Here is a 22,226-nt window from a genome sequence, read left to right as displayed (position 1 = left end):
TTTCTAAATTTGTGTTGAAGGGAAAACGAAAGAACGACCAAATTCGGGCAAAGCAGCTACTGTCATTCTTTTCTCATCGTTCCAAGACTTCATCCACAGCCCGAATGCTTGGATTCCTTGCTCAAATAGGACATCTCGGCTAGTCAGGACATATGGGACAACAGATTTTGCCGCCCTCCGGCGGAGACGACGACAGTATCCTTCCGGTCGATCTGAAGGCGGCGCTTGAAGAGCGCTATCTCGCCTATGCGCTATCGACTATCATGCACCGCGCGCTGCCCGACGTGCGCGACGGCTTGAAGCCGGTGCACCGCCGTATCATTCACGCCATGAGCGAGATGGGCATCCGGCCCAATTCCGCCTTCAAGAAATGTGCCCGTATCGTCGGCGATGTCATCGGTAAGTTTCACCCGCATGGCGATCAGTCGGTCTATGATGCGCTGGTGCGTCTGGCGCAGGATTTCTCGCAACGCTACCCTGTCGTCGACGGGCAGGGCAACTTCGGCAACATCGACGGCGACAGTGCTGCTGCCTATCGATACACCGAAGCCCGCATGACCGAGGTCGCCGGTCTCCTGCTCGATGGCATCGAACAGGATGCAGTTGATTTCCGCCCGACCTACAACGAGGAAGACGAAGAGCCGGTCGTCCTGCCGGGCGCCTTTCCGAACCTACTGGCGAATGGCTCGTCTGGTATTGCCGTCGGTATGGCGACCTCCATTCCGTCGCATAACGTCCACGAGCTCTGCGACGCCGCACTTCACCTCATCAAGCATCCCGATGCTTCGGTCGAAAAGCTGGTGGAGTTCATCCCCGGCCCGGATTTCCCGACGGGCGGCATCATCATCGACAGCCGCGAAAGCATCATCGAGGCTTACAAGACCGGCCGCGGCGGATTTCGCACACGCGCCAAGTGGGAGACCGAGGACCTCGGTCGTGGCGGTTATCAGATCGTCGTTACCGAAATCCCGTTCCAGGTCCAGAAGTCCCGATTGATCGAAAAGATCGCCGAACTCCTGTTGGCGCGAAAACTGCCCTTGCTCGAGGACATCCGCGACGAATCCGCCGAAGACGTCCGCGTCGTGCTGGTACCGAAGAACCGGACAGTCGATCCGACGATCCTTATGGAATCGATGTTCAAGCTGACGGAACTGGAAAGTCGCTTCCCGCTGAACATGAACGTTCTCTCCATGGGGCGCATCCCGCGCGTCATGGCGTTGAACGAGGTCCTGAAGGAGTGGCTCGACCACCGTCGTGAAGTGCTGCAGCGCCGCTCGCGCTTCCGTCTCGCCGCTATCGATCGTCGCTTGGAAATCCTCGGCGGCTTGCTGATCGCCTACCTCAATATCGACGAGGTCATTCGCATCATCCGCGAAGAGGATGAGCCGAAGCCCGTGATGATCGCGCGCTGGTCGCTGACCGACAACCAAGTCGAAGCGATCCTCAATATGCGCCTGCGGTCGTTGCGCAAGCTTGAGGAATTCGAGATCCGCACTGAATTCGACGCGCTCACCAAGGAGAAGGGCGAGATCGAGGCGCTGCTGGCATCCGAGGACAAGCAGTGGCAGACGGTCGCCTGGGAAATCGGCGAGGTGAAGAAGAAGTTCGCGAAGGCGACCGAGCTCGGCCGCCGCCGCACACAGTTTGCCGACGCGCCTGAAGCTGATGAGCAGGCAATCCAGCAGGCGATGATCGAGAAGGAGCCGATCACCGTCGTCGTCTCAGAAAAAGGCTGGATCCGCGCGCTGAAGGGACACATCTCCGACACCGCGACCCTGACCTTCAAGGAAGGCGACGCGTTGAAGGTTGCCTTCCCGGCACAGACGACCGACAAGATCCTGATCATCACCACGGGTGGCAAGGCCTACACGCTTGGTGGCGACAAGCTGCCCGGCGGTCGAGGTCATGGCGAGCCTCTGCGTATCATGATCGACATGGAAAATGATCAGGACGTGCTGACGGCGTTCGTGCACGATCCGGCCCGTAAGCAATTGATCGTCTCGACGGCGGGCAACGGTTTCGTTGTCGCCGAGACCGACATGGTCGCCAATACCCGCAAGGGCAAGCAGATCATGAACGTCTCCATGCCCGAGGAGACGAAGCTGATTGTTCCGGTCAGCGGCGATCATGTCGCTGTCGTTGGCGAGAACCGCAAGCTGCTCGCCTTCCCGCTGGCGCAGGTGCCTGAAATGGGGCGCGGCAAGGGCGTCCGCCTGCAGCGCTACAAGGACGGCGGCATTTCCGATGTGCGCTGCTTCGCCATTGCCGACGGCCTCGTCTGGGAAGATAGTGCCGGCCGCACCTTTACGAAAAACAAGGACGAGCTGGCCGAATGGCTCGCCGATCGCGCGACCGCCGGTCGCACCGTTCCGAAGGGTTTTCCGCGCAGCGGCAAGTTCGCAGGTTGAGGCAAAAATAAATCCGCGCGCCGCTCTTGGCGAGCGGTGCAATTCCTCTAATTCTGTCCTGTAATCACAACATGGACAGACATCATTCCGTAGGCGGACGGAATGATCGAATGTGGCGCTTTCGGGAGCATCATGTCGATCACGGAGGAATGTTGATGAGTGCTTGCAATACCATCACCTTGAATGTTGCGCATACTTTCAATGCCTCGCCCTGCGCTGTCTATGACGCATGGCTGAACCCTCAGATTGCAAAACGCTTTCTCTTCGCGAGCGATGAAGGCCGCGTGATCCGCGCCGATATCGATCCGAAGGTTGGCGGGCATTTTCTCGTCATCGATCGGCGTCCGACTGGTGATGCGGTTCATTACGGCGTGTTTCTGGAACTGCGTCGTCCGCGACGGATGGTCTTCTGCTTCTCTGCAGCCGAGCATGATCACAATGCGGACCGAATCCAGATAGACATCGAACCCCTTGCAGAAGGCACACGGCTGACGCTCTCACACGAAATGTGCTCTGAATGGGGGCAGTTCGAGGAGCAGACGCGGCAGGGTTGGGTTCACGTCATGCAAGGGCTCGAGCGCGAACTCGATGCCATGCAGGTGGTCAATGTGCCAGAGATTGTCGCGAAGGTTTCCGCCGAACCATCCAAAGCGAGTGCGCCATAATCGCGCAGACCAGGATCGTGCCGCCGATGAGAGTCATCGTCGGCGGCGCTTCTGCGAAAATTAACCAGATCCAGATCGGAGCCAGGATGGTTTCGAGCAGGTAGAACATGCCGACTTCCGGCGCCGACAGGTAACGCGGCCCCGTGGCAAGGCACCAAAACGCAACCGGCATCAGCAGCGCGCCGTTGAGGACGATCCACGCCGGATGCTCTATGACGAGTCCAGCCGGCAAAGCGTTGGCAAAACCGAGGATGGCAGGCATGGCGGCCGCAAGCAACGGCACGAAGCCCATGTCTCGGCGCGATGCACGACCGACTGTGATCGCCGACGCGAGGATGAAAGCGCTGAGCAGCGCCATGGCATCGCCGAAGACATGGCCGCCGGCCAATCCGTCACGGACGATCAAGCCAACACCGAACACCATGACGGCCATGGTAACGAGCGTGGAGAGCGAAGGGCGCTCCTTGAGGAATATCCAGGAGAGGAGGGCCCCGAACATCGGATTGAACGCGACGATGAAGACCACATTCGCCGTTGCCGTATTGAAGACGGCGAGCAGGAAGGTCAGCGTCGAGCAGCCGTAGAGCAATCCCGTTGCAAGGCCATGTTTGCCGGGCACAAGCACTGGCCATGTTCCCTTGACGTATCGGATGAGGCAGATCAGGACCACGGTCACGGCGACGGTCGTGATGCTGCGTGCGCCGAGGATCGACCACATGTCTCCATGAGCAAGGCGCACGAGGGGAATGTCCATGGAAAGAGCCAGGCCGCCGATTGCTGTCAGCAGCAGACCCTTCCGATGATCGGAAAGGGAGGGGAGGAGCATTTAGTAGCGTGTACTTTCGGGCAATGCGGAGGGATCGAAACGTTCCCAACCGCGCGAAGTCAGGTGCTCCTGCGGCTGGAAGCGAGTCTTGTAGTCCATTTTCCGCGATCCTTGAACCCAGTAGCCCAAGTAAACGTGCGGAAGACCCAAAGCCTTTGTCCGCCTGATGTGATCAAGGATCATGAAGGTCCCGAGCGAGCGCCGATCCATATCAGGGTTGAAGTAGGAATAGACCATCGACAAGCCGTCGCTCATGGTATCGGTGAGGGCGGCTGCCACCAGTTCGCCCGTCGGCCGCTCTTCGATCCCGGCCCCTTCCTTTCGAAGCCGATACTCGATGATCTTGGTGTTCACATGCGTATCCTCGACCATGATGGCGTAGTCGAGCACAGTCATGTCGGACATTCCGCCCTGTTGGTGGCGAAAATCAAGATAGCGTCGGAACAGCGAATACTGCTCGCTGGAGGGCTGGGCAGGAAACTCCGTGGAGATGATATCGTCGTTTGTCGCCAGAACCCGTTTCATCGACTTTGTCGGCAAGAACTCCTGCGGGAGGATGCGCACCGAGATGCAGGCACGGCAGGCTTCGCACGCTGGCCGATAGGCAATGTTCTGCGATCGGCGAAAGCCGCCCTGTGTCAGGATATCGTTCATCTCCGCTGCACGCGGCCCGACGAGATGTGTGAAGACCTTGCGTTCCATCTCGTGGGCCAGATAAGGGCACGCAGCCGGAGCAGTCAGGTAAAACTGCGGTGAGGGCGTCGTCTGCGTATTCATCTGTTCCGGAGATTTCCTTCGGTTCGCTGCTTATCTACAGGATGACTTAAGAATAAAAAACGTCAACAGCGCGGCCATTCTGTTGTCCGATGTTGCCCGTTATACTTTTGGATATGGCGCCCAAAGGCTGCCAGCAAAGGCCAGCAGCCGCGTTTATTTTAGCGTGTAAGGACCCGATCTAGGCGGTGCGTACGGTGACCGTGCCGACCAGAAAATCGTGGATAAGCCGGCTGCGCTCGGTAAACAGGCCGACCAGCAGAATCAGCGGCGTCAGAACGGAGTTCAAGATCCAGAAAAGCGCCAGGTGAACGATGGCGGTCAGAAAATCCATCCGCTGCCCGTCGACTCGGATGATTGCGATTCCCATTGCGCGCATCCCAAGCGAGGCCTGACTGGAACCGCCAACGGTGAAGCCGAAATAGAGGCCGGCAACGATCACGAACAAGGCCGGATAGAGAAAGAATCCGAGCCCCAGTGTGACGATCGACAGGAAGAAAAGCACGACGGCTGCCGGGATGCAAAGCAGCAGAACGATCACGTAATCGAGGATGAATGCGAAGACACGACGGCTCAGCGTGCCGCTGTAGGCGCGCCACTCGTCCGGTGCGGCATAAAGCGGGTTGGGAGTGAGCGTCATTGTTGCGGTCTCCTTTCGAGAAAGTGATGCCGCTGATATGGTATCGCTTCCCGCAAATGCAATATTTGCGCGCAGTCAGCGCTTGGCTAAAATCCTGGCCACCTCGACCGCAAAATAGGTGAGGACGCCATCACACCCGGCGCGCTTGAATGAAAGCAGGGTTTCCAGCATCGCCCGTTCACCGTCGATCCAGCCGTTCATCGCGGCCGCCTTGATCTGTGTGTATTCGCCCGAAACTTGGTAGGCGAAGGTGGGTAGTCCGAAAGCCTCCTTCATGCGCCAACAGATGTCGAGATAGGGCAGTCCCGGCTTGACCATCAGCATGTCGGCGCCTTCCTCGACGTCGAGCGCCGCGTCCCGGATCGCTTCGGTCCCGTTTGCCGGATCGATGTAATAGGTCTTCTTGTCGCCCTTGAGCAGCCCGCCGGTCGAGATCGCCTCGCGGTAGGGGCCATAGAATGCCGAGGCGAATTTGGTGGCGTAGCTCATGATACCAACATTCTGGTGCCCGGCAGCGTCAAGGGCGCGGCGGATGGCGCCGATTCTACCGTCCATCATCTCCGACGGCGAAATGATGTCAGAGCCGGCATTGGCCTGCATGACGGCCGCGCGCGCAACCTGATCGACCGTCTGGTCGTTGACGATCTCGCCATGTCGCAGGATCCCGTCGTGGCCATGGCTGGTGAAAGGATCGAGCGCCACATCCGTGATGACCCCGATATTGGGCACTGCCTTCTTGATAGCGATCGTCGCCTGGTTGATCAGGTTGTTGGCCTCAAGACTGTTCGATCCGGTTTCGTCGCGGAGTTCCATCTCGATGTTCGGAAAGGTCGCGATCGCCGGGATGCCGAGATCGGCCGCCTCCCTGGTGGCTTCGACGAGCTTATCCACACTCATCCGGTTGACGCCGGGCATTGCCGGTATCGGTTCGATGATGCCGGAGCCGGGAACGACGAAAACCGGCCAGATCAGATCGTCCACCGTCAGCCGGTTTTCCTGTACCAGGCGCCGCGTCCAGTCGGCCTTGCGGTTGCGGCGCATGCGCCGATGGCCGGTGATGTCGTCGACGAGATGCGTCTTGTCCTGCATGGTCGTTCCAGCTTTCTGCCATTCCAATTGTCGATGCGCTCATTATCATGGCACGGCCGAAAACCAAACCGGACGATTGGCCGCAATAATCGAGCCGCTGGCGAAGTCCCAACTGCAACCCTATTGTTTTAGATATGGACGCTGATTCTCCGACGATACCGAAGCCGACGCTAACCAGCGTTCTGTTCATCCTGTTCTTGCGCCTGGTCGCGATGTCCTGCTTCTGGTTTGGATTGCAGTATTGGGCGATGCTTGTCGGCTACTCGCTGGTGGGGGCAGGGCGCTTCGACCTGCTCAGCCTTCCCTGGAAGGTCGCAAGCACCTGCCTTGCCGTTCTCTTTCCTGTTGCGTCCCTCGGCCTTTGGCTGGCCGTCTCCTGGGGCCCGGTAATCTGGGTGCTAGCGGCAGGCGGACAGGTCATCATGCACGGCTTCATGCCGGACGTTTTCGGGTCCAACCGGCTGATCGTTCTCCTGCATATTGCGGTCGCTCTGGTCTACGTGGGATTCCGCGCCGTGCTCTGGTACGAGAAGCGAAAGCGGCGCCAGCAGGTAAGCGTTGATTTACCCTGATACATCTAGGAGATTCGGTAAGGCACTGTTAAGCCTGCGGTTTAAGTAGAATTTTATTTGTATTCGATAGGGTCTGTCTCAAGGCGGGAAGAAAACCAACACCGCCAAACAAACAGTGAGGCAGTCATCATGAACACGAAAATCAAGCCGCAGGCAGTATCGAACTTCCGTGACCAGCAGGAACAGGGCATCCGTGATCTTTACATGGAATCCCTTCATCTTGTTGAACGTCTTCACCGCCGTCTGCTCGACGTCATCAAGGATGAGTTCGACCGTCAGGGTCGCAGCGATGTGAACGCTGTCCAGGCACTTCTCCTCTTCAACATCGGCAACTCCGAGCTGACCGCCGGCGAACTTCGCTCTCGCGGTTACTACCTGGGCTCCAACGTTTCCTACAACGTCAAGAAGCTCGTCGACCTCGGCTTCATCAACCACCAGCGCTCGCGCATCGACCGTCGCTCGGTCCGCATCAGCCTGACGGAAACCGGCCAGGACATCGCGGAAACCGTCGCCAAGCTCTACGAGCGCCACGTAGGCTCGATCGACAAGGTCGGCGGCATCGGTACCGACGAATTCACGCAGATGAACAAGCTGCTGACCCGTCTGGACCGCTTCTGGAACGACCAGATCCTCTACCGCCTGTAATCTCGTAAGCCAACTTCCCTGCTGGCTTATCAGACCTCCAAGGCACGAAAGGGCGCAACGGTATTCCGTAGCGCCCTTTTCGCGTTTCCTCGCTCCGTTGCGGGGGACTACATATTCGGCCGACAACTTGCTAATGACTTCGCACGAACCTTTGGGGGTTCTAGCGTGAATCAGGAGTTGCAGGTCATGGTGTCAGCTGTCTTGGCGGCGAGCGGTGGGGTGAAGCAGGTCATCTGCATCAGTTGGGGGACGAAATATGGTGCCCCCTTCATCAACCGTCTTTATGCCATGGTGAAGCGCAATATCACGCCTCCCTTCACCTTCACTTGCTTCACCGACAATCGCAGCGATCTAAATCCTGAGATCCTTTGCGAGGACCTGCCGCCGCTGGATGTCGAAAACATGCCGGTGAGAACGAAGGGTATTTGGCCCAAGGGGCGACTTTGGGGGCCGAAGCTTGGAAGTTTGAGTGGTCCAGTGCTGTTCCTCGACCTCGATCTGGTCATCGTCGGTTCCCTCGACTCATTCTTCGAGGTCGGCGGTCCTGACGACGTCATCCTGTCGCGCAACCAGACGACGCCGTTTGAACGCCTCGGACAGACATCTCTCTTCCGCTTTCCTGTCGGCAAGCTGGTTTCCTTGCAAGAAAAATTCCGTGCCGATCCCCAAGGGGTTGCTGACGAATATGAATTCGAGCAGCGCTTTGTGACGAGAAATGCGCCCGGCGGCGCGAAGTTCTTTCCGCGTCGGTGGGTGCTCCATTTCAGGCAGGATTGCCGCTGGCCATTCCCGCTCAATTATTTCCTGACGCCACGCCTGCCGGGTGATGCGCGGGTGATCCTGTTTCCACGCGACTTCCATCCGCAGTTCGCGGTCGAAGGACGGTTCGGGTTGAAGGGCCGCGCGGCGCCGCCGCTGGATCATATCCGACACATGTTCGACCCCGAACGAAGACGCAACAGGCCGCTGTTTCGTTATCTGCGCCACTACATCCGACCAACGCCTTGGGTGGCCGACCACTGGCGCGAGTAGGCACCTTCCGTCAACGCTGTCGTGACATCTTTGCAACGCATGGCAGGCAAGCATAATCGCCTGTATTCAAGCCGTTTTTTAGCCGCTATTAACCGCCACATTCTGTGGATCGATATGGTTTTTCCGCGTTGTCTGCGACCGACGGTTGAGTGTGGTGCGAGGCGACACGAATTGGCCATATTAGCATGTCAGCGGAAATGCACGGCAAAATGGCGCTTCCCCAATTGAGGTCCGATAACCTCGTGCTCCCTGCTCGCAATCCTGTGATTGCCGGCAGAGAGATTGTGTAATGCGCCGTGGCGACGGGTTGGTAGGGATTTGCGCTCTCGCAGGGATAGCGAAGGTCGTCGGTCTCTCAAGCAGCGGCAATTTAGTGGTTGGGATGAATGTCGAAGAAAATCGGAACTGAAGCTCTTTCTCGTCGGGCGTTTCTGACGTCTGCGGCAATGGTGGGAGCGGGCGCATTGGCTACCCCCGCACTCGCGCAGTCGGCGATCGATTCGCTCATTAATGCTCCGCAGCGCGGCGATTGGGATGACCAATTCGATGCAAAGGCGGCATCCCGTACGGCGACGGCCGTCGTTTCGAACACGCCGATTCTCGGACCGCAGTCGGTGCCCAGTATCCAGCAGGCGATCATGCAGTATCAGCAGATCGCCTCCGCGGGCGGTTGGCCTCAAGTGAGCCCAAGCCAGCAGCGCCTGCAGATCGGCGTGACGGACCCGGCCGTCCAGGGGCTTCGCCAGCGTTTGGCCATTACCGGCGACCTGCCGCGCGAGGCGGGCATGTCTTCGGCGTTCGATTCCTATGTCGACGGCGCCGTCAAGCGCTTCCAGGCGCGTCACGGCCTTCCGGCTGACGGTGTTATCGGCGAGTTCACCTTGAAGGCGATGAACGTTCCGGCCGATGTTCGCCTGCAGCAACTGAACACCAACCTCATCCGGATTCAGACCTTCCCGGAAGAGCTGGGACGCCGCCATGTGATGGTCAACATTCCGGCGGCTTACGTCGAGGCGGTGGAAGACGGCAGCGTTGCGACGCGCCACGCCGCGGTTGTTGGCCGGCTTAGCCGTCCGACGCATCTCGTTAACTCGAAGATCTACGAAGTTATTCTCAATCCTTATTGGACGGCACCGCGCTCGATCGTCGAAAAAGACATCGTGCCACTGATGCGCAAGGACCCGACCTACCTCGAGAAGAATGCCATTCGCCTGATCGATGGCAAGGGCAACGAGGTGGCGCCGGAAACGGTCGACTGGAATGCGGAGAAGGCGCCGAATTTCATGTTCCGCCAGGATCCGGGCAAGATCAACGCCATGGCGTCCACGAAGATCAACTTCTACAACAAGAACGGCGAGTACATGCACGACACGCCGCAGCAGGGTCTCTTCAACAAGCTGATGCGCTTTGAGTCCTCTGGCTGTGTCCGCGTCCAGAACGTTCGGGACCTGACGACCTGGCTGCTGCGCGAGACCCCGCCGTGGTCACGTCAGCAAATGGAGCAGGTCATCACGACCCGCGTCAACACACCGATCAAGCTTGCCGAAGAAGTGCCCGTTTACTTCGTCTACATTTCCGCTTGGGGCATGCCGGATGGCGTCGTGCAGTTCCGCGACGATATCTACCAGCTCGACGGCAATGCCGAGCTTGCGCTCGACACGACCGCCACCACGGAGCAGCCGGTTCAATGAGTCAGTTGGATCGCGTTTGATTTTCTCGAAACCGCGCCCCTCTGGCGCGGTTTTTTGTTGTCCTATCGAGCCTGGAACCCGCGGCGCGTAGATTGCCTAGCAAATGTCGTTCTCCGTATTGCCCTTGGCAGGGCAGGGCGCTAATACCTTCGCGCATTCCAGTTGAGGAGCCCGCCCATGACCAATGCTTCCACCCAGACCTTCTTCAATCGCTCGCTTGCCGATACCGATCCGGAAATCTTCGGCTCGATCCAAAAGGAACTCGGTCGCCAGCGTCATGAGATCGAGCTGATCGCTTCGGAAAACATTGTTTCCCGCGCGGTTCTGGAAGCCCAGGGCTCCATCATGACCAACAAGTACGCTGAAGGCTATCCGGGCAAGCGCTACTATGGCGGCTGCCAATTCGTCGATATCGCGGAAGAACTCGCGATCGAGCGCGCCAAGAAGCTCTTCGGCGTCAACTTCGCCAACGTTCAGCCGAACTCCGGTTCGCAGATGAACCAGGCTGTGTTCCTGGCGCTGCTGCAGCCGGGCGACACCTTCATGGGCCTTGATCTCAACTCGGGCGGTCACCTGACACACGGTTCGCCGGTCAACATGTCGGGCAAGTGGTTCAACGTTGTGTCCTACGGCGTGCGCGAAGGCGACAATCTGCTCGACATGGACGAAGTTGCTCGCAAGGCCGAAGAGCACAAGCCGAAGCTGATCATCGCCGGCGGCACCGCTTACTCCCGCATCTGGGACTGGAAGCGTTTCCGCGAGATCGCTGACTCGGTTGGCGCCTACCTGATGGTCGACATGGCCCACATCGCCGGTCTCGTTGCCGGTGGCCAGCATCCGTCGCCGTTCCCGCACTGCCATGTCGCGACTACCACGACCCACAAGTCGCTGCGCGGCCCGCGCGGTGGTGTCATCCTGACCAACGATGAAGATCTGGCGAAGAAGTTCAATTCGGCCGTATTCCCGGGTCTGCAGGGAGGTCCGTTGATGCACATCATCGCTGCCAAGGCCGTTGCCTTCGGCGAGGCGCTGCAGCCCGAGTTCAAGGACTACGCGGCCCAGATCGTCAAGAACGCCAAGGCGCTTGCCGAAACCCTGATCGCAGGCGGCCTCGACGTCGTTTCCGGCGGCACCGACAACCACTTGATGCTGGTTGACCTTCGCAAGAAGAACGCGACCGGCAAGCGTGCCGAAGCAGCGCTCGGGCGCGCCTACGTCACCTGCAACAAGAACGGCATCCCGTTTGACCCTGAAAAGCCTTTCGTCACGTCGGGTGTGCGCCTCGGCGCACCGGCCGGCACGACGCGCGGCTTCAAGGAAGCGGAATTCAAGGAAATCGGCAATCTCATCGTTGAGGTTCTCGACGGCCTGAAGGTCGCCAATTCCGACGAGGGGAACGCAGCAGTGGAAGCAGCCGTTCGCGGCAAGGTGGTCGACCTGACCAACCGCTTCCCAATGTACGATTACATCGGCTAAGGATAGCGCATGCGCTGCCCATTCTGCGGATCGGAAGACACACAAGTCAAGGATTCACGCCCGGCGGAGGACAATACGTCCATCCGCCGCAGGCGCATTTGTCCTGATTGCGGCGGTCGCTTCACGACCTTCGAGCGCGTGCAACTGCGCGAGCTGATGGTGTCGAAGAAGACCGGTCGCAAGGTGCCGTTCGACCGCGACAAGCTGGTGCGATCTTTCGAGATCGCACTGCGCAAGCGTCCGGTCGACCGCGACCGCATCGAGCGCGCGGTCTCCGGTATCGTTCGACGGCTTGAAAGCTCGGGCGAGGTCGAGATCAGCTCCGAGCAGATCGGCCTTCAGGTGTTGGAAGCGTTGAAGAGTCTGGATGACGTCGGCTTCGTTCGCTATGCCTCGGTCTATCGGGATTTCTCGCACGCCGAGGATTTCGAGAAGGTCATTTCCGAGATCAACGCCAAGATCGCCCGCGATCCCCTGGACAACTAGCTCATGAGCGCTTCGGAAGACGACGCGCGTTTCATGCAAGAGGCGATCCGCCTGGGTCTCCTGCATCTCGGCCAGACATCTACCAATCCTTCAGTCGGCTGCGTGATCGTGCGTGACGGTCAGATCGTCGGCCGTGCGGTGACGGCGGTCGGCGGGCGTCCCCATGCCGAACCGCAAGCCCTGGCCGAAGCCGGCGAACGGGCACGCGGCGCCACCGCCTATGTCACGCTCGAACCCTGCTCGCATTACGGCAAGACGCCGCCCTGCGCGGAGGCGCTGATTGCCTATGGTGTTGGTCGTGTCGTTATCAGCGTGACGGATCCGGATCCGCGCGTTTCGGGCAAGGGGATCTCCATGCTGCGCGACGCCGGGATTGAAGTCGAGTCCGGAATTCTCGAAGAGGAAGGCAGGCGTTCGCTCGCCGCGTACCTCACGCGCCAGACGAAGAACCGGCCCTATGTGACTCTCAAACTTGCTGTTTCTGCCGACGGTATGATCGGCAAGAGGGGTGAGGGGCAGGTTGCAATCACCGGTCCGGCCGCACGGGCCGAAGTCCAGAAGCTGCGTGCTGAAGCCGACGCGATTCTGGTCGGGATCGGTACTGCGGTCGCCGATGATCCTTTGCTCACGGTTCGCACGCCTGGCCTTGAGACGCGCTCGCCGGTTCGCGTCGTGCTCGATGAACATCTCTCTTTGCCGCTGGACAGCAAGCTGGTTGCAACTGCCAGGCAAGTGCCGTTGATCGTTGTCGCGACTGAGCCACCGCGCTTCGATAACAGCGAGGACAAGGCCTTTCTTGCGCGCCGCGACGCGCTGGATCAGGCGGGCGTCGAGGTGGTCCAATGCAATCCCAACCGTCTGGACGAGCTGCTGCCGGCGCTCGCGTCGCGCGGCATTTCCTCGCTTGTCGTTGAAGGCGGCGCGCGGACGGCGAAGCTTTTCCTCGATGCCGGCTATGTCGATCGCATCCTCCTCTATCAGGGCCCCGAGGTGATCGGGCAGGATGGTATTGAATCCCCGGTAACGAAGACCGATATGCCATCGGACCTCCTGCACAGGGGGACCTTCATATTTGGCGACGACCGCCTGGACGAATACGAAAGAGAGCTTTGATGTTTACCGGAATTGTCACCGACGTCGGCACGATCGAATCCGTTTCCGCGTTGAAGGAAGGCATCAAGCTGCGCGTCGCCACCGCCTATGATCCGGCGACGATCGACATGGGCGCCTCGATCTCGCATTCCGGCATCTGCCTGACGGTGACCGGCTTGCCTGGTGATGGTAGCAACGGCCGCTGGTTCGAGGTCGAAGCCTGGGAAGAGGCCCTGCGCCTGACGACCATCGGGACGTGGAAGGAAGGCAGCCATATCAACCTCGAGCGCTCGCTGAAGATCGGCGACGAACTCGGTGGCCACATCGTTTCCGGTCACGTTGACGGCAAGGCAGAGATCCTCTCCGTCACCGAAGAGGGCGATGCCACACGTTTTCGTCTGCGCGCGCCGCAGCATCTTGCCAAGTTCGTTGCGCCCAAGGGCTCGATCGCCCTGGATGGCACGTCGCTCACCGTCAACGCGGTCGACGGTACCGATTTCGATGTTCTGCTGATCCGTCACACGCTTGAGGTCACGACATGGGGTGAGCGCAAGGCCGGCGACTTCGTCAATTTCGAAGTCGACACCATGGCCCGCTATGCTGCTAGGCTGGCCGAGTTCCCGACCGCGAAAGCAGAATGACTTCTCCATTGTAGTTGCATCGTTGGACCTCGCGAAAGCCGAGCTTTCGCGCGAGGCGCAGCGAGGGGTCGTTCCCCGGATCGATGATGCATGTCATCGGTTTGGAGGGAAACCGTTCTTCTGCCCAGGCGATCAGGGCGGTCAGCGCCTCGCTGGCGTAGCCCCGGCCTTGCGCGAATGGCATAAGCCCCCAGCCAGTTTCCAACGTGCCTTCGGTGGAAACCGGCTGCATGTCCCGCTTCATGTCGAGGAAGCCCGCTTCCCCGATAAAACGCCGTGAGCGCTTTTCCTCGATCGCAAGAAATCCAAAGCCCATATGATGCCACATGCCTGCAACGCGCAGCAGCCGGGCCCAGGCTTGCTCACGGGTAGACGGCACGCCTCCGATAAAGCGGACGACGGCCTCGTCGCTCCACATCGTCTGGTAGGCCTCAAAATCGTCGACGGTATGTGCCCGCAGCAGCAGCCGCTTCGTCTCGATGGTCGGAATGCTGGTCATCATGAAGACGCTCTCTCGAATAGACGTCATGCGCCGGGTTCGCCGTCCCAATAGTCCAGATTACCGCTGCCTCTGCCCATGAAACGAAAACGGTTCGCTTCGTCGCGATTGGTCTTGGCGAGAAATTTTCCTGAATCGGGATACTCGACGATCTCGGTCTTCGCCTTGGTCGAGATACCGAGGTAGACGAGAGGCGTCGAACCCGTGTTGATGATCTGATGAGCGGTCTCTTGTCCTCCGGCGGGAGCGCCGAGCGTATCGCCCTTCCGGATGGGGTAGCGATCGGAGCCGAAGCGATACTCGCCGGCGCCCTCAATAATAAAAAACAGCTCGTCCTCTACATGATGATTGTGGAACGGACAGCTGGATTTGCCGGGCGGCACCTCGTTGTAGCTGATGCCGAGGCCGGCGAGACCGAGAAGCGAGCCGAACGAGGCGTCCGTGCCCTCGTACAGGTCTCCTTGCTTCCAATGCTCAAGCTTCAAATCGGCGATGTTGATCACGGGCTTCGATACGCTGGACATTGTCTTCCTCCTGTTTCCGGAGAAAAGGCACCATCCTGCGAGAAAATACAACCGCAAAGCATCATACCGGGCGACAGCTTGTGCCGCCGCCCTCGCGTTTATCGATAGTAGATGGTGAGACCGCCATCTACAGCCTGATCAACGTTGACGATGTTTCCGAGCAGCACGCCTTTGGCGTTGAGTTGATGCAGGAGCGGCTTGTTAACTGCAATGGCGGCGCGGATCATTTGGAGGTCATTGACGCTGCGTGCGGCAAAGGATTTCGGGTCACCGATATTTCCGGATCCGCCGTGATCGTAAACCTGCCGAACGTCGAGATTTGCGCCGCTGAAGGTTCGGAGGGTGCGCTCGATGCCTGATGGGGCGTTCATGTCGAGGCTTTCCGCACGGCTGGCGTCTGCGAAGGCAAGAGTAACGACTGCGGAGGCGATGGCGGCAACGCGATTCATGGAACTATCCTTTCATCTGCTCTGACGATCGGCCGTCGGCAATGGATCGTCAGCGTTACACAGCTGAAATTGGTAGCCGGATTGTCCGCCTTCAACCAATAACTATCTGGAATTTGGTTACAAATTGTTCATGCGGGTTGCCCTTCATTCGCCATTTTCGAGGCGCCGCACAACGGTGGCCTCAGGCCGATGTGTGCAGTGTCCATCATGTGCTTGTCGCGATTCCGGATTTCGCATCGGAGCCATGATCCGAATTTGCTTGCCATTCCGGTCGCGGCGTGTTTTGACCGCGGCCTGCCAAACAGTGAAGTCCTCTAGCTCCGAAGGTGAAGCATGGCGCGAGAAACCGCTCCCCACATTTTGATCGTTGAAGCACGCTTCTACGACGACATGGCCGATGCGCTGCTCGAAGGCGCGACTTTCGCCTTGAAAGAGGCCGGGGCAACCTATGAGGTGGTTACCGTCCCGGGTGCTCTCGAGATTCCAGCGGCAATTGCCATGGCGCTCGACGGAGCAGATAATGAAGGCACGCAGTACGATGGATATGTCGCTCTTGGCATGGTCATCCGCGGCGAGACCTATCATTTCGATATCGTCTCGAACGAATCTTCTCGCGCGCTGATGGATCTGGCCGTGAGCGAATCCCTTGCCATTGGCAATGGTATTCTGACTGTTGAGAATGACGATCAGGCTTGGTCTCGTGCCCGCCGTTCGGACAAGGACAAGGGCGGATTTGCCGCCCGTGCAGCTCTCGCGATGATCGAGCTGAAGAAGAAATTGGGTGCATAACGAATGAACAACGAAAACTCGGAGCGTCCCGTCAAGACTGCGAACCAGCGAGGTGCTGCGCGCCTTGCTGCCGTTCAGGCGCTCTACCAGATGGATATTGGCGGCACCGGCGTGCTGGAGATCGTGGCCGAATACGAGGCGCATCGCCTCGGCCAGGAACTCGACGGCGAGACCTACCTGAAGGCCGACCCCTCCTGGTTCCGCTCCATCGTGTCAGGCGTCGTGCGAGAGCAGCGTCGTCTGGACCCGCTGATCGCGTCCGCGCTGCAGGACGACTGGGCGCTGTCGCGTCTCGATAGCACCGTCCGCGCGATCCTGCGTGCCGGCGTGTTCGAGATCCTGGATCGCAAGGACGTTCCGGTCGCAGTCATCGTGACGGAATACGTCGAGATCGCCCAGGCCTTCTTCAGCGACGACGAGCCAAAATTGGTCAACGCTGTGCTTGACCGGATCGCGAAACAGGTTCGCGGCGAAGCCAAGAAATAGCGTTCTGGCGGGGCTGTTGCCCCGACCTCCAAAAACTCCCGGTTCCCATTGTGCTGCAAGGGCTTTTGGCGTTTGCGGGGCTTGACGCGCCGTTTTCCTCCACGCAATCTCCGCGCGGCGTTGCAGCATTTCTGTGGGAGGAAATCGAGTCGGCGTATTCGCAGCCGGAGAGGGAGTGAGCTCCGGCTCTTTTGGAGGAAAGAGCGAAATGAGCATTCTTTTAGGGGTAATAGCGTGCGGTCTGCTCTCGGTGGTGTATGCCATCTGGGCAACCCGGTCGGTGCTCGCCGCCGATCAGGGTAACAAGCGCATGCAGGAAATTGCAGGCTATATTCGTGAAGGCGCGCAGGCTTATTTGACGCGCCAATACAAGACTATCGCAATCGTCGGCATCGTCGTTTTCATTGCAGCCTGGCTGCTGCTCTCCGGCACGGCTGCAATTGGCTTCCTCATCGGCGCGGTTCTGTCCGGCGCCGCTGGTTTCATCGGCATGCACGTCTCGGTGCGCGCCAACGTCCGCACGGCGCAGGCAGCATCCCAGAGCCTGTCTGCCGGACTCGAGATCGCTTTCAAGTCGGGCGCTATCACCGGGCTTCTGGTGGCGGGTCTCGCGCTTCTTGGCGTGTCGATCTACTACTATGTGCTGACCGTCGTGCTTGGACACGATGGCAGCTCCCGCGAAGTGATCGACTCCCTCGTCGCGCTCGGCTTCGGTGCGTCGCTGATTTCGATCTTCGCCCGCCTCGGCGGCGGTATCTTCACCAAGGGCGCTGACGTCGGCGGCGACCTCGTCGGCAAGGTCGAAGCAGGTATTCCGGAAGATGATCCGCGCAATCCCGCAACGATTGCCGACAACGTCGGCGACAACGTCGGCGATTGCGCCGGCATGGCGGCCGACCTTTTCGAAACCTATGCCGTATCCGTCGTGGCGACCATGGTTCTCGCCGCAATCTTCTTTGCCGGCGCGCCCCTCCTACAATCGGCGATGCTGTATCCGCTCGCGATCTGCGGCGCTTGCATCATCACCTCGATCGTCGGCACCTTCTTCGTCAAGCTCGGCAGCAACGGCTCAATCATGGGTGCTCTCTACAAGGGCCTCATTGTCACTGGCCTGCTGTCGATCATCGGTCTTGGTGCCGCGACGTCGCTGACGATCGGCTGGGGCCCTGTCGGCACTGTCAACGGTGCGGAAATCACCGGCACGCACCTCTTTGTCTGCGGTCTGGTCGGTCTGATTGTGACGGCGCTAATCGTAGTCATCACCGAATACTACACCGGCACCAACAAGCGCCCGGTCAATTCCATCGCTCAGGCGTCGGTGACCGGCCACGGCACCAACGTCATCCAGGGGCTTGCCGTTTCGCTTGAATCGACGGCTCTACCGGCGATCGTCATCGTTGGCGGCATCCTGGCGACCTATCAGCTCGGCGGACTTTTCGGCACTGGCATTGCGGTTACCGCCATGCTCGGCATTGCCGGCATGATCGTCGCCCTCGATGCCTTCGGTCCGGTGACGGACAACGCGGGTGGCATTGCGGAAATGTCCCATCTGCCGCCTGAGGTGCGCAAGTCGACCGACGCGCTCGACGCTGTCGGCAACACGACGAAGGCTGTCACCAAGGGGTATGCGATCGGCTCGGCGGGTCTCGGCGCCCTGGTTCTGTTTGCCGCCTATTCCTACGACCTCAAGTACTTTGCCGCCAATGGCGACAAGTACCCATATTTTGCAGGCATCGGCGATATCTCATTCGACCTTTCCAATCCTTATGTCGTCGCCGGATTGATCTTCGGCGGCCTCATTCCCTACCTCTTCGGCGGCATCGCAATGACAGCCGTCGGTCGCGCGGCCGGCGCTATCGTCGAGGAGGTTCGCCTCCAGTTCAAGCAGAAGCCCGGCATCATGCAAGGAACGGAGAAGCCGGATTACGGCCGTGCCGTTGATCTACTGACCAAGGCGGCGATCCGTGAAATGATTATCCCGTCGCTGCTGCCGGTACTGGCGCCGATCGTCGTCTATTTCGGCGTGCTGCTCATTTCCGGTTCGAAGGCTTCGGCCTTTGCGGCGCTGGGTGCTTCGTTGCTTGGCGTGATCATCAACGGCTTGTTCGTTGCGATCTCGATGACCTCGGGCGGCGGCGCATGGGACAACGCCAAGAAGAGCTTCGAGGACGGCTTCGTCGACAAGGACGGGGTGCGTCACATGAAAGGCTCCGATGCCCACAAGGCCTCTGTGACCGGCGACACGGTCGGTGACCCCTACAAGGACACGGCCGGTCCGGCCGTCAACCCGGCGATCAAGATCACCAACATCGTCGCGCTGCTCCTTCTTGCCGTTCTGGCCTGAGGCTAACCGAGATCACTAAAAAACCCGCCGGAGCGATCCGGCGGGTTTTTCTTTGAGCATTCGCTCGCTCTAGCGCAAGCTGGCCGGGTTCTGAGGCGAAGCCGGCTGCGACGTGCCGCCACCGAAGAGGCCCTTGGCAGCGTTCGCGGCACTGCCGCCGGACAAAAGCTGCTGCAGGAAGGTGAAGTCCTTGCCGCCAGTCGGGGTGACACGCGTGATCGTATCAAAGACCTTGCCATCCTTGAGCGTGTAGTTCGCGCGACGCGTAACGATGCCGTCCTTGTCGAAATAGATCGCCAGAACGCTCTGGTCGACGACCTTCAGCTTTTGGAACGCCATGGAACGTTCGCGGCGCTGCGAGATGTAGTAGAAAACTTCGCCATCGAACGTTGCTGTTGTCGATGGTGTACCCAGGGACAGGAGAACCTGCTCGCGGCTCGATCCTTCCGGGACAAGATTCAACGACTGTTCGTCGGCCACATATCCGCCATTGAGGACAGTTCCTGTCTGGCAGCCTGAAAGTCCGGTGGAGGCAATCATGATGGCAATGGCGGCACTGCTGAGGAATTTTTTGTCAGACTTGAAATACCGTTTCGTCAACGACATCTACTCCTAAAAATATGAATGGCAGCCACAGGCCTCAGATCGCTGATGCAAAACCATTGTGGCCATTCCGGGGTGAGACATCCCGTTGGCTCGTGCGGACAGATGGGGTGCTGTCCCGAAAGTGGCCACCTTCGGCATTGCAATTCGCGCCTGCTTCGGTAAACCAGCTTTCAAAATCATGCAACAAGGCCGGACGCCGCTTGGCGTCCAGAATGAGGCCTTTCCGGAAAAAACGATGATCTTCGGGCTCTTTGGCAAGAAAAACAGCAACCAGGCAATCGTAGATCGGCAATATCAGGCACTGACATCCGCCGCCCGCATGCCGGAACTCTACGAGCGCCTGAATGTCCCGGATACGGTCATGGGGCGTTTCGAAATGCTCTCGGCGGTGATGATTCTCTTCTTCCGGCGCACACGAGCGTCCGGAACCAGCGGTCAGGAGATTGCCCAGGAAATCGTCGACGCCTTCTTCCAAGATATCGATTACTCCATCCGTGAGTTGGGAATTGGTGACAACAGCGTTCCCAAGCGCATGAAGAAACTGGCCGGTATGTTCTATGGCCGGCTGGAGTCCTACGCCCAGGCGATGGACAGCAGAGATGCCGAAGGACTTGCGACGGCGCTTGTTCGGAACATCCATCCCAAGGCCAAGGAGGCGGTTGATATGCGCGGCCTCGCAGATTGGATGTTTGCCGCCGAGGACTATCTTTTGTCCCAGTCGGAGGATGTGATTGCGACAGGTTCGGCGACGCTTCCGAAGGTTGCGTGAAGGAGGAGATGATGAGAAGCAAAAGAGATGATGTGCCGTTCTCCTACCTGGTAAATGTCGGCCACATATCAACCAATCCCGTCGAGGTGCGCCTGGAAGCGGACAAGCGGGAATTGGAGGATATTGCCAAGAGCTGGAATGTGCTTTCAGTCGACAGTTTCAAGGCCGAGCTCCAGATCGCGCGGTGGAAGCGCGACGGAATCCGCATCAAGGGCAGGGTTCAGGCGAACATTGTCCAATCCTGCGTCGTCACCCTTGATCCTGTGCCATCCGCAATCGACGAGACGTTCGAGCAGATCTTCGTGCCCGAGAATTCGAAGCTTGCGCGTCGCCCGGCCAATGATGCCGGTGAGATGGTGCTTGACCCCGATGGTCCGGACCTTCCCGAGAGCTTTACCGGCGATACAATCGATGCAGGTGAGGTGGTGACGGAATTCGCCGCCCTTGCGATTGATCCTTATCCGCGCAAACCCGGCGTGGAGTTCTCGGGTCACATCGAAGACACCGGCGAAAACGACAAAAAGCCCTCTGCTTTCGCCGTGCTCAAGGATTGGAAAAAGGACTGAACCCCGTTGGCTATTTGACACAATTCAGTTGTAAGCGACGGGAAAACCGGTATTTTGGCCGAAATTTCGCCCGCCGGAGGCGAAAAATAAGGATCAGGGACGCGTGATCAGAATTTCTATCGACCTCATGGGTGGCGACTTTGGTCCCCAGGTTGTCATCCCCGGCGCCGCTAAGGCACTGGAAAGACATCCCGATATTTCATTCGTGATGTATGGTTTGAAGGAACAGTGCGAGCCGGTTCTCGACAGGTTTCCGAATCTCAAGGAAAAGACCGTTTTCCACGACTGCGAGCTGGCAGTCCGCATGGATGAGAAGCCGAGCCAGGCGCTTCGCCGCGGTCGCTATGTCTCCACCATGTGGCGGACGATCGAAGCGGTGAAGACGAAGGAAGCGGACGTTGCCGTCTCGGCCGGCAATACTGGCGCCCTCATGGCAATGGCCAAGTTCTGTCTGCGTACGATGGCCAATATCGAGCGCCCGGCGATCGCCGCCATCTGGCCGACGCTGAAGGGCGAGAGCATCGTTCTCGACGTCGGCGCGACGATCGGCGCGGATTCGCAGCAGTTGATGGATTTCGCCCTGATGGGTGGGGCAATGGCCCGCGCGTTGTTCGAGATCGAACGCCCGACGGTCGGCTTGCTGAATGTCGGCGTCGAAGAGATCAAGGGGCAGGAAGAAGTCAAGGAAGCCGGGCGCTTGCTGCGCGAGGCGAACATCGACTCGCTCGAGTATTATGGCTTTGTCGAAGGAAACGACCTTGGCAAGGGAACCGTCGACGTCGTCGTGACCGAAGGCTTTTCGGGCAACATCGCGTTGAAGGCGGCCGAGGGAACGGCACGACAAATCGCTGAATATCTGCGCTCTGCCATGTCGCGCACGCTGCTCGCCAAGATCGGCTACTTCTTCGCCAAAGGCGCCTTCGATATGCTTCGCGAGAAGATGGATCCGAGTCGCGTGAATGGCGGCGTCTTCCTGGGCCTCAACGGCGTGGTCATCAAGAGTCACGGCGGCGCCAACGCCGAAGGCATCGCAGCCGCCATCGAAGTCGGCTACGACATGGCCAAGAATGGCCTCAATCAGAAAATAGAAAACGATCTTCAAAAGTATCATGCCAAGCGGCTGCCCCCGATCGGGCCGGAAGCCGCATGAGCGACGG

At 59.2% G+C, this 22,226-nt stretch carries 24 protein-coding genes; 16 read left to right on the top strand and 8 right to left on the bottom strand.

Going from position 1 to position 22,226, the window contains the following annotated elements; translation table 11 throughout:
* Positions 1-152 precede the first annotated feature (152 nt).
* On the top strand, positions 153-2,408 hold the full coding sequence (gene parC, locus FHT97_RS01215; protein ID WP_183751480.1) for a DNA topoisomerase IV subunit A: 2,256 nt from the start codon (positions 153-155) through the stop codon (positions 2,406-2,408).
* Between the two features lie 155 nt (positions 2,409-2,563).
* Positions 2,564-3,073: an SRPBCC domain-containing protein gene (locus tag FHT97_RS01210; protein WP_183751478.1), complete on the top strand. Its 510-nt coding sequence runs from the start codon at positions 2,564-2,566 to the stop codon at positions 3,071-3,073.
* Here FHT97_RS01210 and FHT97_RS01205 read toward each other — a convergent pair.
* From FHT97_RS01205 to hemB, 4 genes are all read right to left on the bottom strand, one after another.
* Entirely contained in the window at positions 3,012-3,899 is an 888-nt protein-coding gene (locus tag FHT97_RS01205) for a DMT family transporter (protein WP_183751476.1), read from the bottom strand. The genes FHT97_RS01210 and FHT97_RS01205 overlap by 62 nt on opposite strands.
* A complete protein-coding gene (locus tag FHT97_RS01200; protein ID WP_183751474.1) occupies positions 3,900-4,676 on the bottom strand; it encodes an arginyltransferase in 777 nt (258 codons plus the stop codon). It abuts the gene before it with no gap.
* 178 nt (positions 4,677-4,854) lie between these two features.
* The gene (locus FHT97_RS01195; RefSeq protein ID WP_183859323.1) at positions 4,855-5,313 is read right to left on the bottom strand and encodes an RDD family protein; all 459 of its coding nucleotides are present in this window, start codon (positions 5,311-5,313) and stop codon (positions 4,855-4,857) included.
* A gap of 75 nt (positions 5,314-5,388) precedes the next feature.
* Positions 5,389-6,402 carry a porphobilinogen synthase gene (gene hemB, locus FHT97_RS01190; RefSeq protein WP_183859321.1) on the bottom strand — a complete coding sequence of 338 codons (1,014 nt, stop codon included), beginning with the start codon at positions 6,400-6,402 and terminating at the stop codon, positions 5,389-5,391.
* 134 nt (positions 6,403-6,536) lie between these two features.
* Between hemB and FHT97_RS01185 the strand changes: the two genes are divergently transcribed.
* From FHT97_RS01185 to FHT97_RS01150, 8 genes are all read left to right on the top strand, one after another.
* Positions 6,537-6,974 carry a DUF6163 family protein gene (locus tag FHT97_RS01185; RefSeq protein ID WP_183751454.1) on the top strand — a complete coding sequence of 146 codons (438 nt, stop codon included), beginning with the start codon at positions 6,537-6,539 and terminating at the stop codon, positions 6,972-6,974.
* A 129-nt stretch (positions 6,975-7,103) separates the two neighbouring features.
* Positions 7,104-7,619 carry a MarR family winged helix-turn-helix transcriptional regulator gene (locus tag FHT97_RS01180; protein ID WP_183751452.1) on the top strand — a complete coding sequence of 172 codons (516 nt, stop codon included), beginning with the start codon at positions 7,104-7,106 and terminating at the stop codon, positions 7,617-7,619.
* Between the two features lie 186 nt (positions 7,620-7,805).
* Positions 7,806-8,651, top strand: a complete 846-nt coding sequence (locus FHT97_RS01175) for a glycosyl transferase (RefSeq protein ID WP_183859319.1) — start codon at positions 7,806-7,808, stop codon at positions 8,649-8,651.
* A 386-nt stretch (positions 8,652-9,037) separates the two neighbouring features.
* Positions 9,038-10,342, top strand: a complete 1,305-nt coding sequence (locus FHT97_RS01170) for a L,D-transpeptidase family protein (protein ID WP_114712245.1) — start codon at positions 9,038-9,040, stop codon at positions 10,340-10,342.
* A gap of 177 nt (positions 10,343-10,519) precedes the next feature.
* Complete coding sequence (gene glyA / locus FHT97_RS01165; RefSeq protein WP_183751450.1) at positions 10,520-11,818, top strand: serine hydroxymethyltransferase; 1,299 nt, start codon at positions 10,520-10,522, stop codon at positions 11,816-11,818.
* A gap of 9 nt (positions 11,819-11,827) precedes the next feature.
* The gene (nrdR, locus tag FHT97_RS01160; RefSeq protein ID WP_007531462.1) at positions 11,828-12,304 is read left to right on the top strand and encodes a transcriptional regulator NrdR; all 477 of its coding nucleotides are present in this window, start codon (positions 11,828-11,830) and stop codon (positions 12,302-12,304) included.
* A gap of 3 nt (positions 12,305-12,307) precedes the next feature.
* A complete protein-coding gene (gene ribD, locus FHT97_RS01155) occupies positions 12,308-13,417 on the top strand; it encodes a bifunctional diaminohydroxyphosphoribosylaminopyrimidine deaminase/5-amino-6-(5-phosphoribosylamino)uracil reductase RibD (RefSeq protein ID WP_183859317.1) in 1,110 nt (369 codons plus the stop codon).
* Positions 13,417-14,037: a riboflavin synthase gene (locus FHT97_RS01150; RefSeq protein ID WP_183751446.1), complete on the top strand. Its 621-nt coding sequence runs from the start codon at positions 13,417-13,419 to the stop codon at positions 14,035-14,037. Before ribD ends, FHT97_RS01150 begins: the two co-directional genes overlap by 1 nt.
* On the opposite strand, the gene FHT97_RS01145 is transcribed toward FHT97_RS01150, so the two are convergent.
* The 3 genes from FHT97_RS01145 to FHT97_RS01135 all read right to left on the bottom strand — a co-directional run bounded on the left by FHT97_RS01145 (position 14,000) and on the right by FHT97_RS01135 (position 15,509).
* Complete coding sequence (locus FHT97_RS01145; protein ID WP_183860708.1) at positions 14,000-14,536, bottom strand: GNAT family N-acetyltransferase; 537 nt, start codon at positions 14,534-14,536, stop codon at positions 14,000-14,002. The genes FHT97_RS01150 and FHT97_RS01145 overlap by 38 nt on opposite strands.
* Positions 14,537-14,562: 26 nt before the next feature.
* The gene (locus FHT97_RS01140; RefSeq protein WP_183859315.1) at positions 14,563-15,060 is read right to left on the bottom strand and encodes a cupin domain-containing protein; all 498 of its coding nucleotides are present in this window, start codon (positions 15,058-15,060) and stop codon (positions 14,563-14,565) included.
* Positions 15,061-15,158: 98 nt separating this feature from the next.
* A complete protein-coding gene (locus FHT97_RS01135; protein WP_183859313.1) occupies positions 15,159-15,509 on the bottom strand; it encodes a hypothetical protein in 351 nt (116 codons plus the stop codon).
* A gap of 333 nt (positions 15,510-15,842) precedes the next feature.
* On the opposite strand from FHT97_RS01135, the gene FHT97_RS01130 reads away from it, so the two are divergent.
* From FHT97_RS01130 to FHT97_RS01120, 3 genes are all read left to right on the top strand, one after another.
* Positions 15,843-16,298, top strand: a complete 456-nt coding sequence (locus FHT97_RS01130; RefSeq protein ID WP_183859311.1) for a 6,7-dimethyl-8-ribityllumazine synthase — start codon at positions 15,843-15,845, stop codon at positions 16,296-16,298.
* Positions 16,299-16,301: 3 nt separating this feature from the next.
* On the top strand, positions 16,302-16,784 hold the full coding sequence (gene nusB / locus FHT97_RS01125; protein WP_183751440.1) for a transcription antitermination factor NusB: 483 nt from the start codon (positions 16,302-16,304) through the stop codon (positions 16,782-16,784).
* A 208-nt stretch (positions 16,785-16,992) separates the two neighbouring features.
* Entirely contained in the window at positions 16,993-19,128 is a 2,136-nt protein-coding gene (locus FHT97_RS01120; RefSeq protein ID WP_183859309.1) for a sodium-translocating pyrophosphatase, read from the top strand.
* Between the two features lie 69 nt (positions 19,129-19,197).
* Here the strand turns inward: FHT97_RS01120 and FHT97_RS01115 are convergent, their stop codons facing one another.
* Positions 19,198-19,734, bottom strand: coding sequence for an outer membrane protein assembly factor BamE (locus FHT97_RS01115; RefSeq protein ID WP_114712253.1), 537 nt, complete (start codon positions 19,732-19,734; stop codon positions 19,198-19,200).
* A gap of 178 nt (positions 19,735-19,912) precedes the next feature.
* Here FHT97_RS01115 and FHT97_RS01110 point away from each other — a divergent pair, with 178 nt between their 5' ends.
* From FHT97_RS01110 to plsX, 3 genes are all read left to right on the top strand, one after another.
* Positions 19,913-20,503, top strand: coding sequence for a ubiquinol-cytochrome C chaperone family protein (locus tag FHT97_RS01110; protein WP_183751433.1), 591 nt, complete (start codon positions 19,913-19,915; stop codon positions 20,501-20,503).
* Between the two features lie 11 nt (positions 20,504-20,514).
* Positions 20,515-21,069 carry a DUF177 domain-containing protein gene (locus tag FHT97_RS01105; protein WP_114712255.1) on the top strand — a complete coding sequence of 185 codons (555 nt, stop codon included), beginning with the start codon at positions 20,515-20,517 and terminating at the stop codon, positions 21,067-21,069.
* Positions 21,070-21,172: 103 nt separating this feature from the next.
* Positions 21,173-22,219, top strand: coding sequence for a phosphate acyltransferase PlsX (gene plsX / locus FHT97_RS01100; protein ID WP_183859307.1), 1,047 nt, complete (start codon positions 21,173-21,175; stop codon positions 22,217-22,219).
* The last annotated feature ends 7 nt before the right edge of the window (positions 22,220-22,226 follow it).

This window comes from Rhizobium sp. BK399, from assembly GCF_014194695.1.
Classification (GTDB): Bacteria; Pseudomonadota; Alphaproteobacteria; order Rhizobiales; family Rhizobiaceae; genus Rhizobium.
The sequence above is the reverse complement of the archived record's forward strand: the minus strand, read 5'-3'. Positions and strand labels throughout refer to the sequence as shown.

Excerpts from the sequence above, each read along its gene's own strand:
- glyA (WP_183751450.1), top strand. The coding sequence starts at position 10,520 with ATGACCAATGCTTCCACCCAGACCTTCTTCAATCGCTCGCTTGCCGAT.
- parC (WP_183751480.1), top strand. The coding sequence starts at position 153 with ATGGGACAACAGATTTTGCCGCCCTCCGGCGGAGACGACGACAGTATC.
- FHT97_RS01140 (WP_183859315.1), bottom strand. The coding sequence starts at position 15,060 with ATGTCCAGCGTATCGAAGCCCGTGATCAACATCGCCGATTTGAAGCTT.
- FHT97_RS01200 (WP_183751474.1), bottom strand. The coding sequence starts at position 4,676 with ATGAATACGCAGACGACGCCCTCACCGCAGTTTTACCTGACTGCTCCG.
- FHT97_RS01115 (WP_114712253.1), bottom strand. The coding sequence starts at position 19,734 with ATGTCGTTGACGAAACGGTATTTCAAGTCTGACAAAAAATTCCTCAGC.
- FHT97_RS01195 (WP_183859323.1), bottom strand. The coding sequence starts at position 5,313 with ATGACGCTCACTCCCAACCCGCTTTATGCCGCACCGGACGAGTGGCGC.
- nrdR (WP_007531462.1), top strand. The coding sequence starts at position 11,828 with ATGCGCTGCCCATTCTGCGGATCGGAAGACACACAAGTCAAGGATTCA.
- FHT97_RS01120 (WP_183859309.1), top strand. The coding sequence starts at position 16,993 with ATGAGCATTCTTTTAGGGGTAATAGCGTGCGGTCTGCTCTCGGTGGTG.
- FHT97_RS01205 (WP_183751476.1), bottom strand. The coding sequence starts at position 3,899 with ATGCTCCTCCCCTCCCTTTCCGATCATCGGAAGGGTCTGCTGCTGACA.
- FHT97_RS01145 (WP_183860708.1), bottom strand. The coding sequence starts at position 14,536 with ATGACCAGCATTCCGACCATCGAGACGAAGCGGCTGCTGCTGCGGGCA.
- FHT97_RS01210 (WP_183751478.1), top strand. The coding sequence starts at position 2,564 with ATGAGTGCTTGCAATACCATCACCTTGAATGTTGCGCATACTTTCAAT.
- ribD (WP_183859317.1), top strand. The coding sequence starts at position 12,308 with ATGAGCGCTTCGGAAGACGACGCGCGTTTCATGCAAGAGGCGATCCGC.
- hemB (WP_183859321.1), bottom strand. The coding sequence starts at position 6,402 with ATGCAGGACAAGACGCATCTCGTCGACGACATCACCGGCCATCGGCGC.
- FHT97_RS01175 (WP_183859319.1), top strand. The coding sequence starts at position 7,806 with ATGGTGTCAGCTGTCTTGGCGGCGAGCGGTGGGGTGAAGCAGGTCATC.
- FHT97_RS01130 (WP_183859311.1), top strand. The coding sequence starts at position 15,843 with ATGGCGCGAGAAACCGCTCCCCACATTTTGATCGTTGAAGCACGCTTC.
- FHT97_RS01180 (WP_183751452.1), top strand. The coding sequence starts at position 7,104 with ATGAACACGAAAATCAAGCCGCAGGCAGTATCGAACTTCCGTGACCAG.
- nusB (WP_183751440.1), top strand. The coding sequence starts at position 16,302 with ATGAACAACGAAAACTCGGAGCGTCCCGTCAAGACTGCGAACCAGCGA.
- FHT97_RS01150 (WP_183751446.1), top strand. The coding sequence starts at position 13,417 with ATGTTTACCGGAATTGTCACCGACGTCGGCACGATCGAATCCGTTTCC.
- FHT97_RS01170 (WP_114712245.1), top strand. The coding sequence starts at position 9,038 with ATGTCGAAGAAAATCGGAACTGAAGCTCTTTCTCGTCGGGCGTTTCTG.
- FHT97_RS01110 (WP_183751433.1), top strand. The coding sequence starts at position 19,913 with ATGCAACAAGGCCGGACGCCGCTTGGCGTCCAGAATGAGGCCTTTCCG.
- FHT97_RS01105 (WP_114712255.1), top strand. The coding sequence starts at position 20,515 with ATGAGAAGCAAAAGAGATGATGTGCCGTTCTCCTACCTGGTAAATGTC.
- FHT97_RS01135 (WP_183859313.1), bottom strand. The coding sequence starts at position 15,509 with ATGAATCGCGTTGCCGCCATCGCCTCCGCAGTCGTTACTCTTGCCTTC.
- FHT97_RS01185 (WP_183751454.1), top strand. The coding sequence starts at position 6,537 with ATGGACGCTGATTCTCCGACGATACCGAAGCCGACGCTAACCAGCGTT.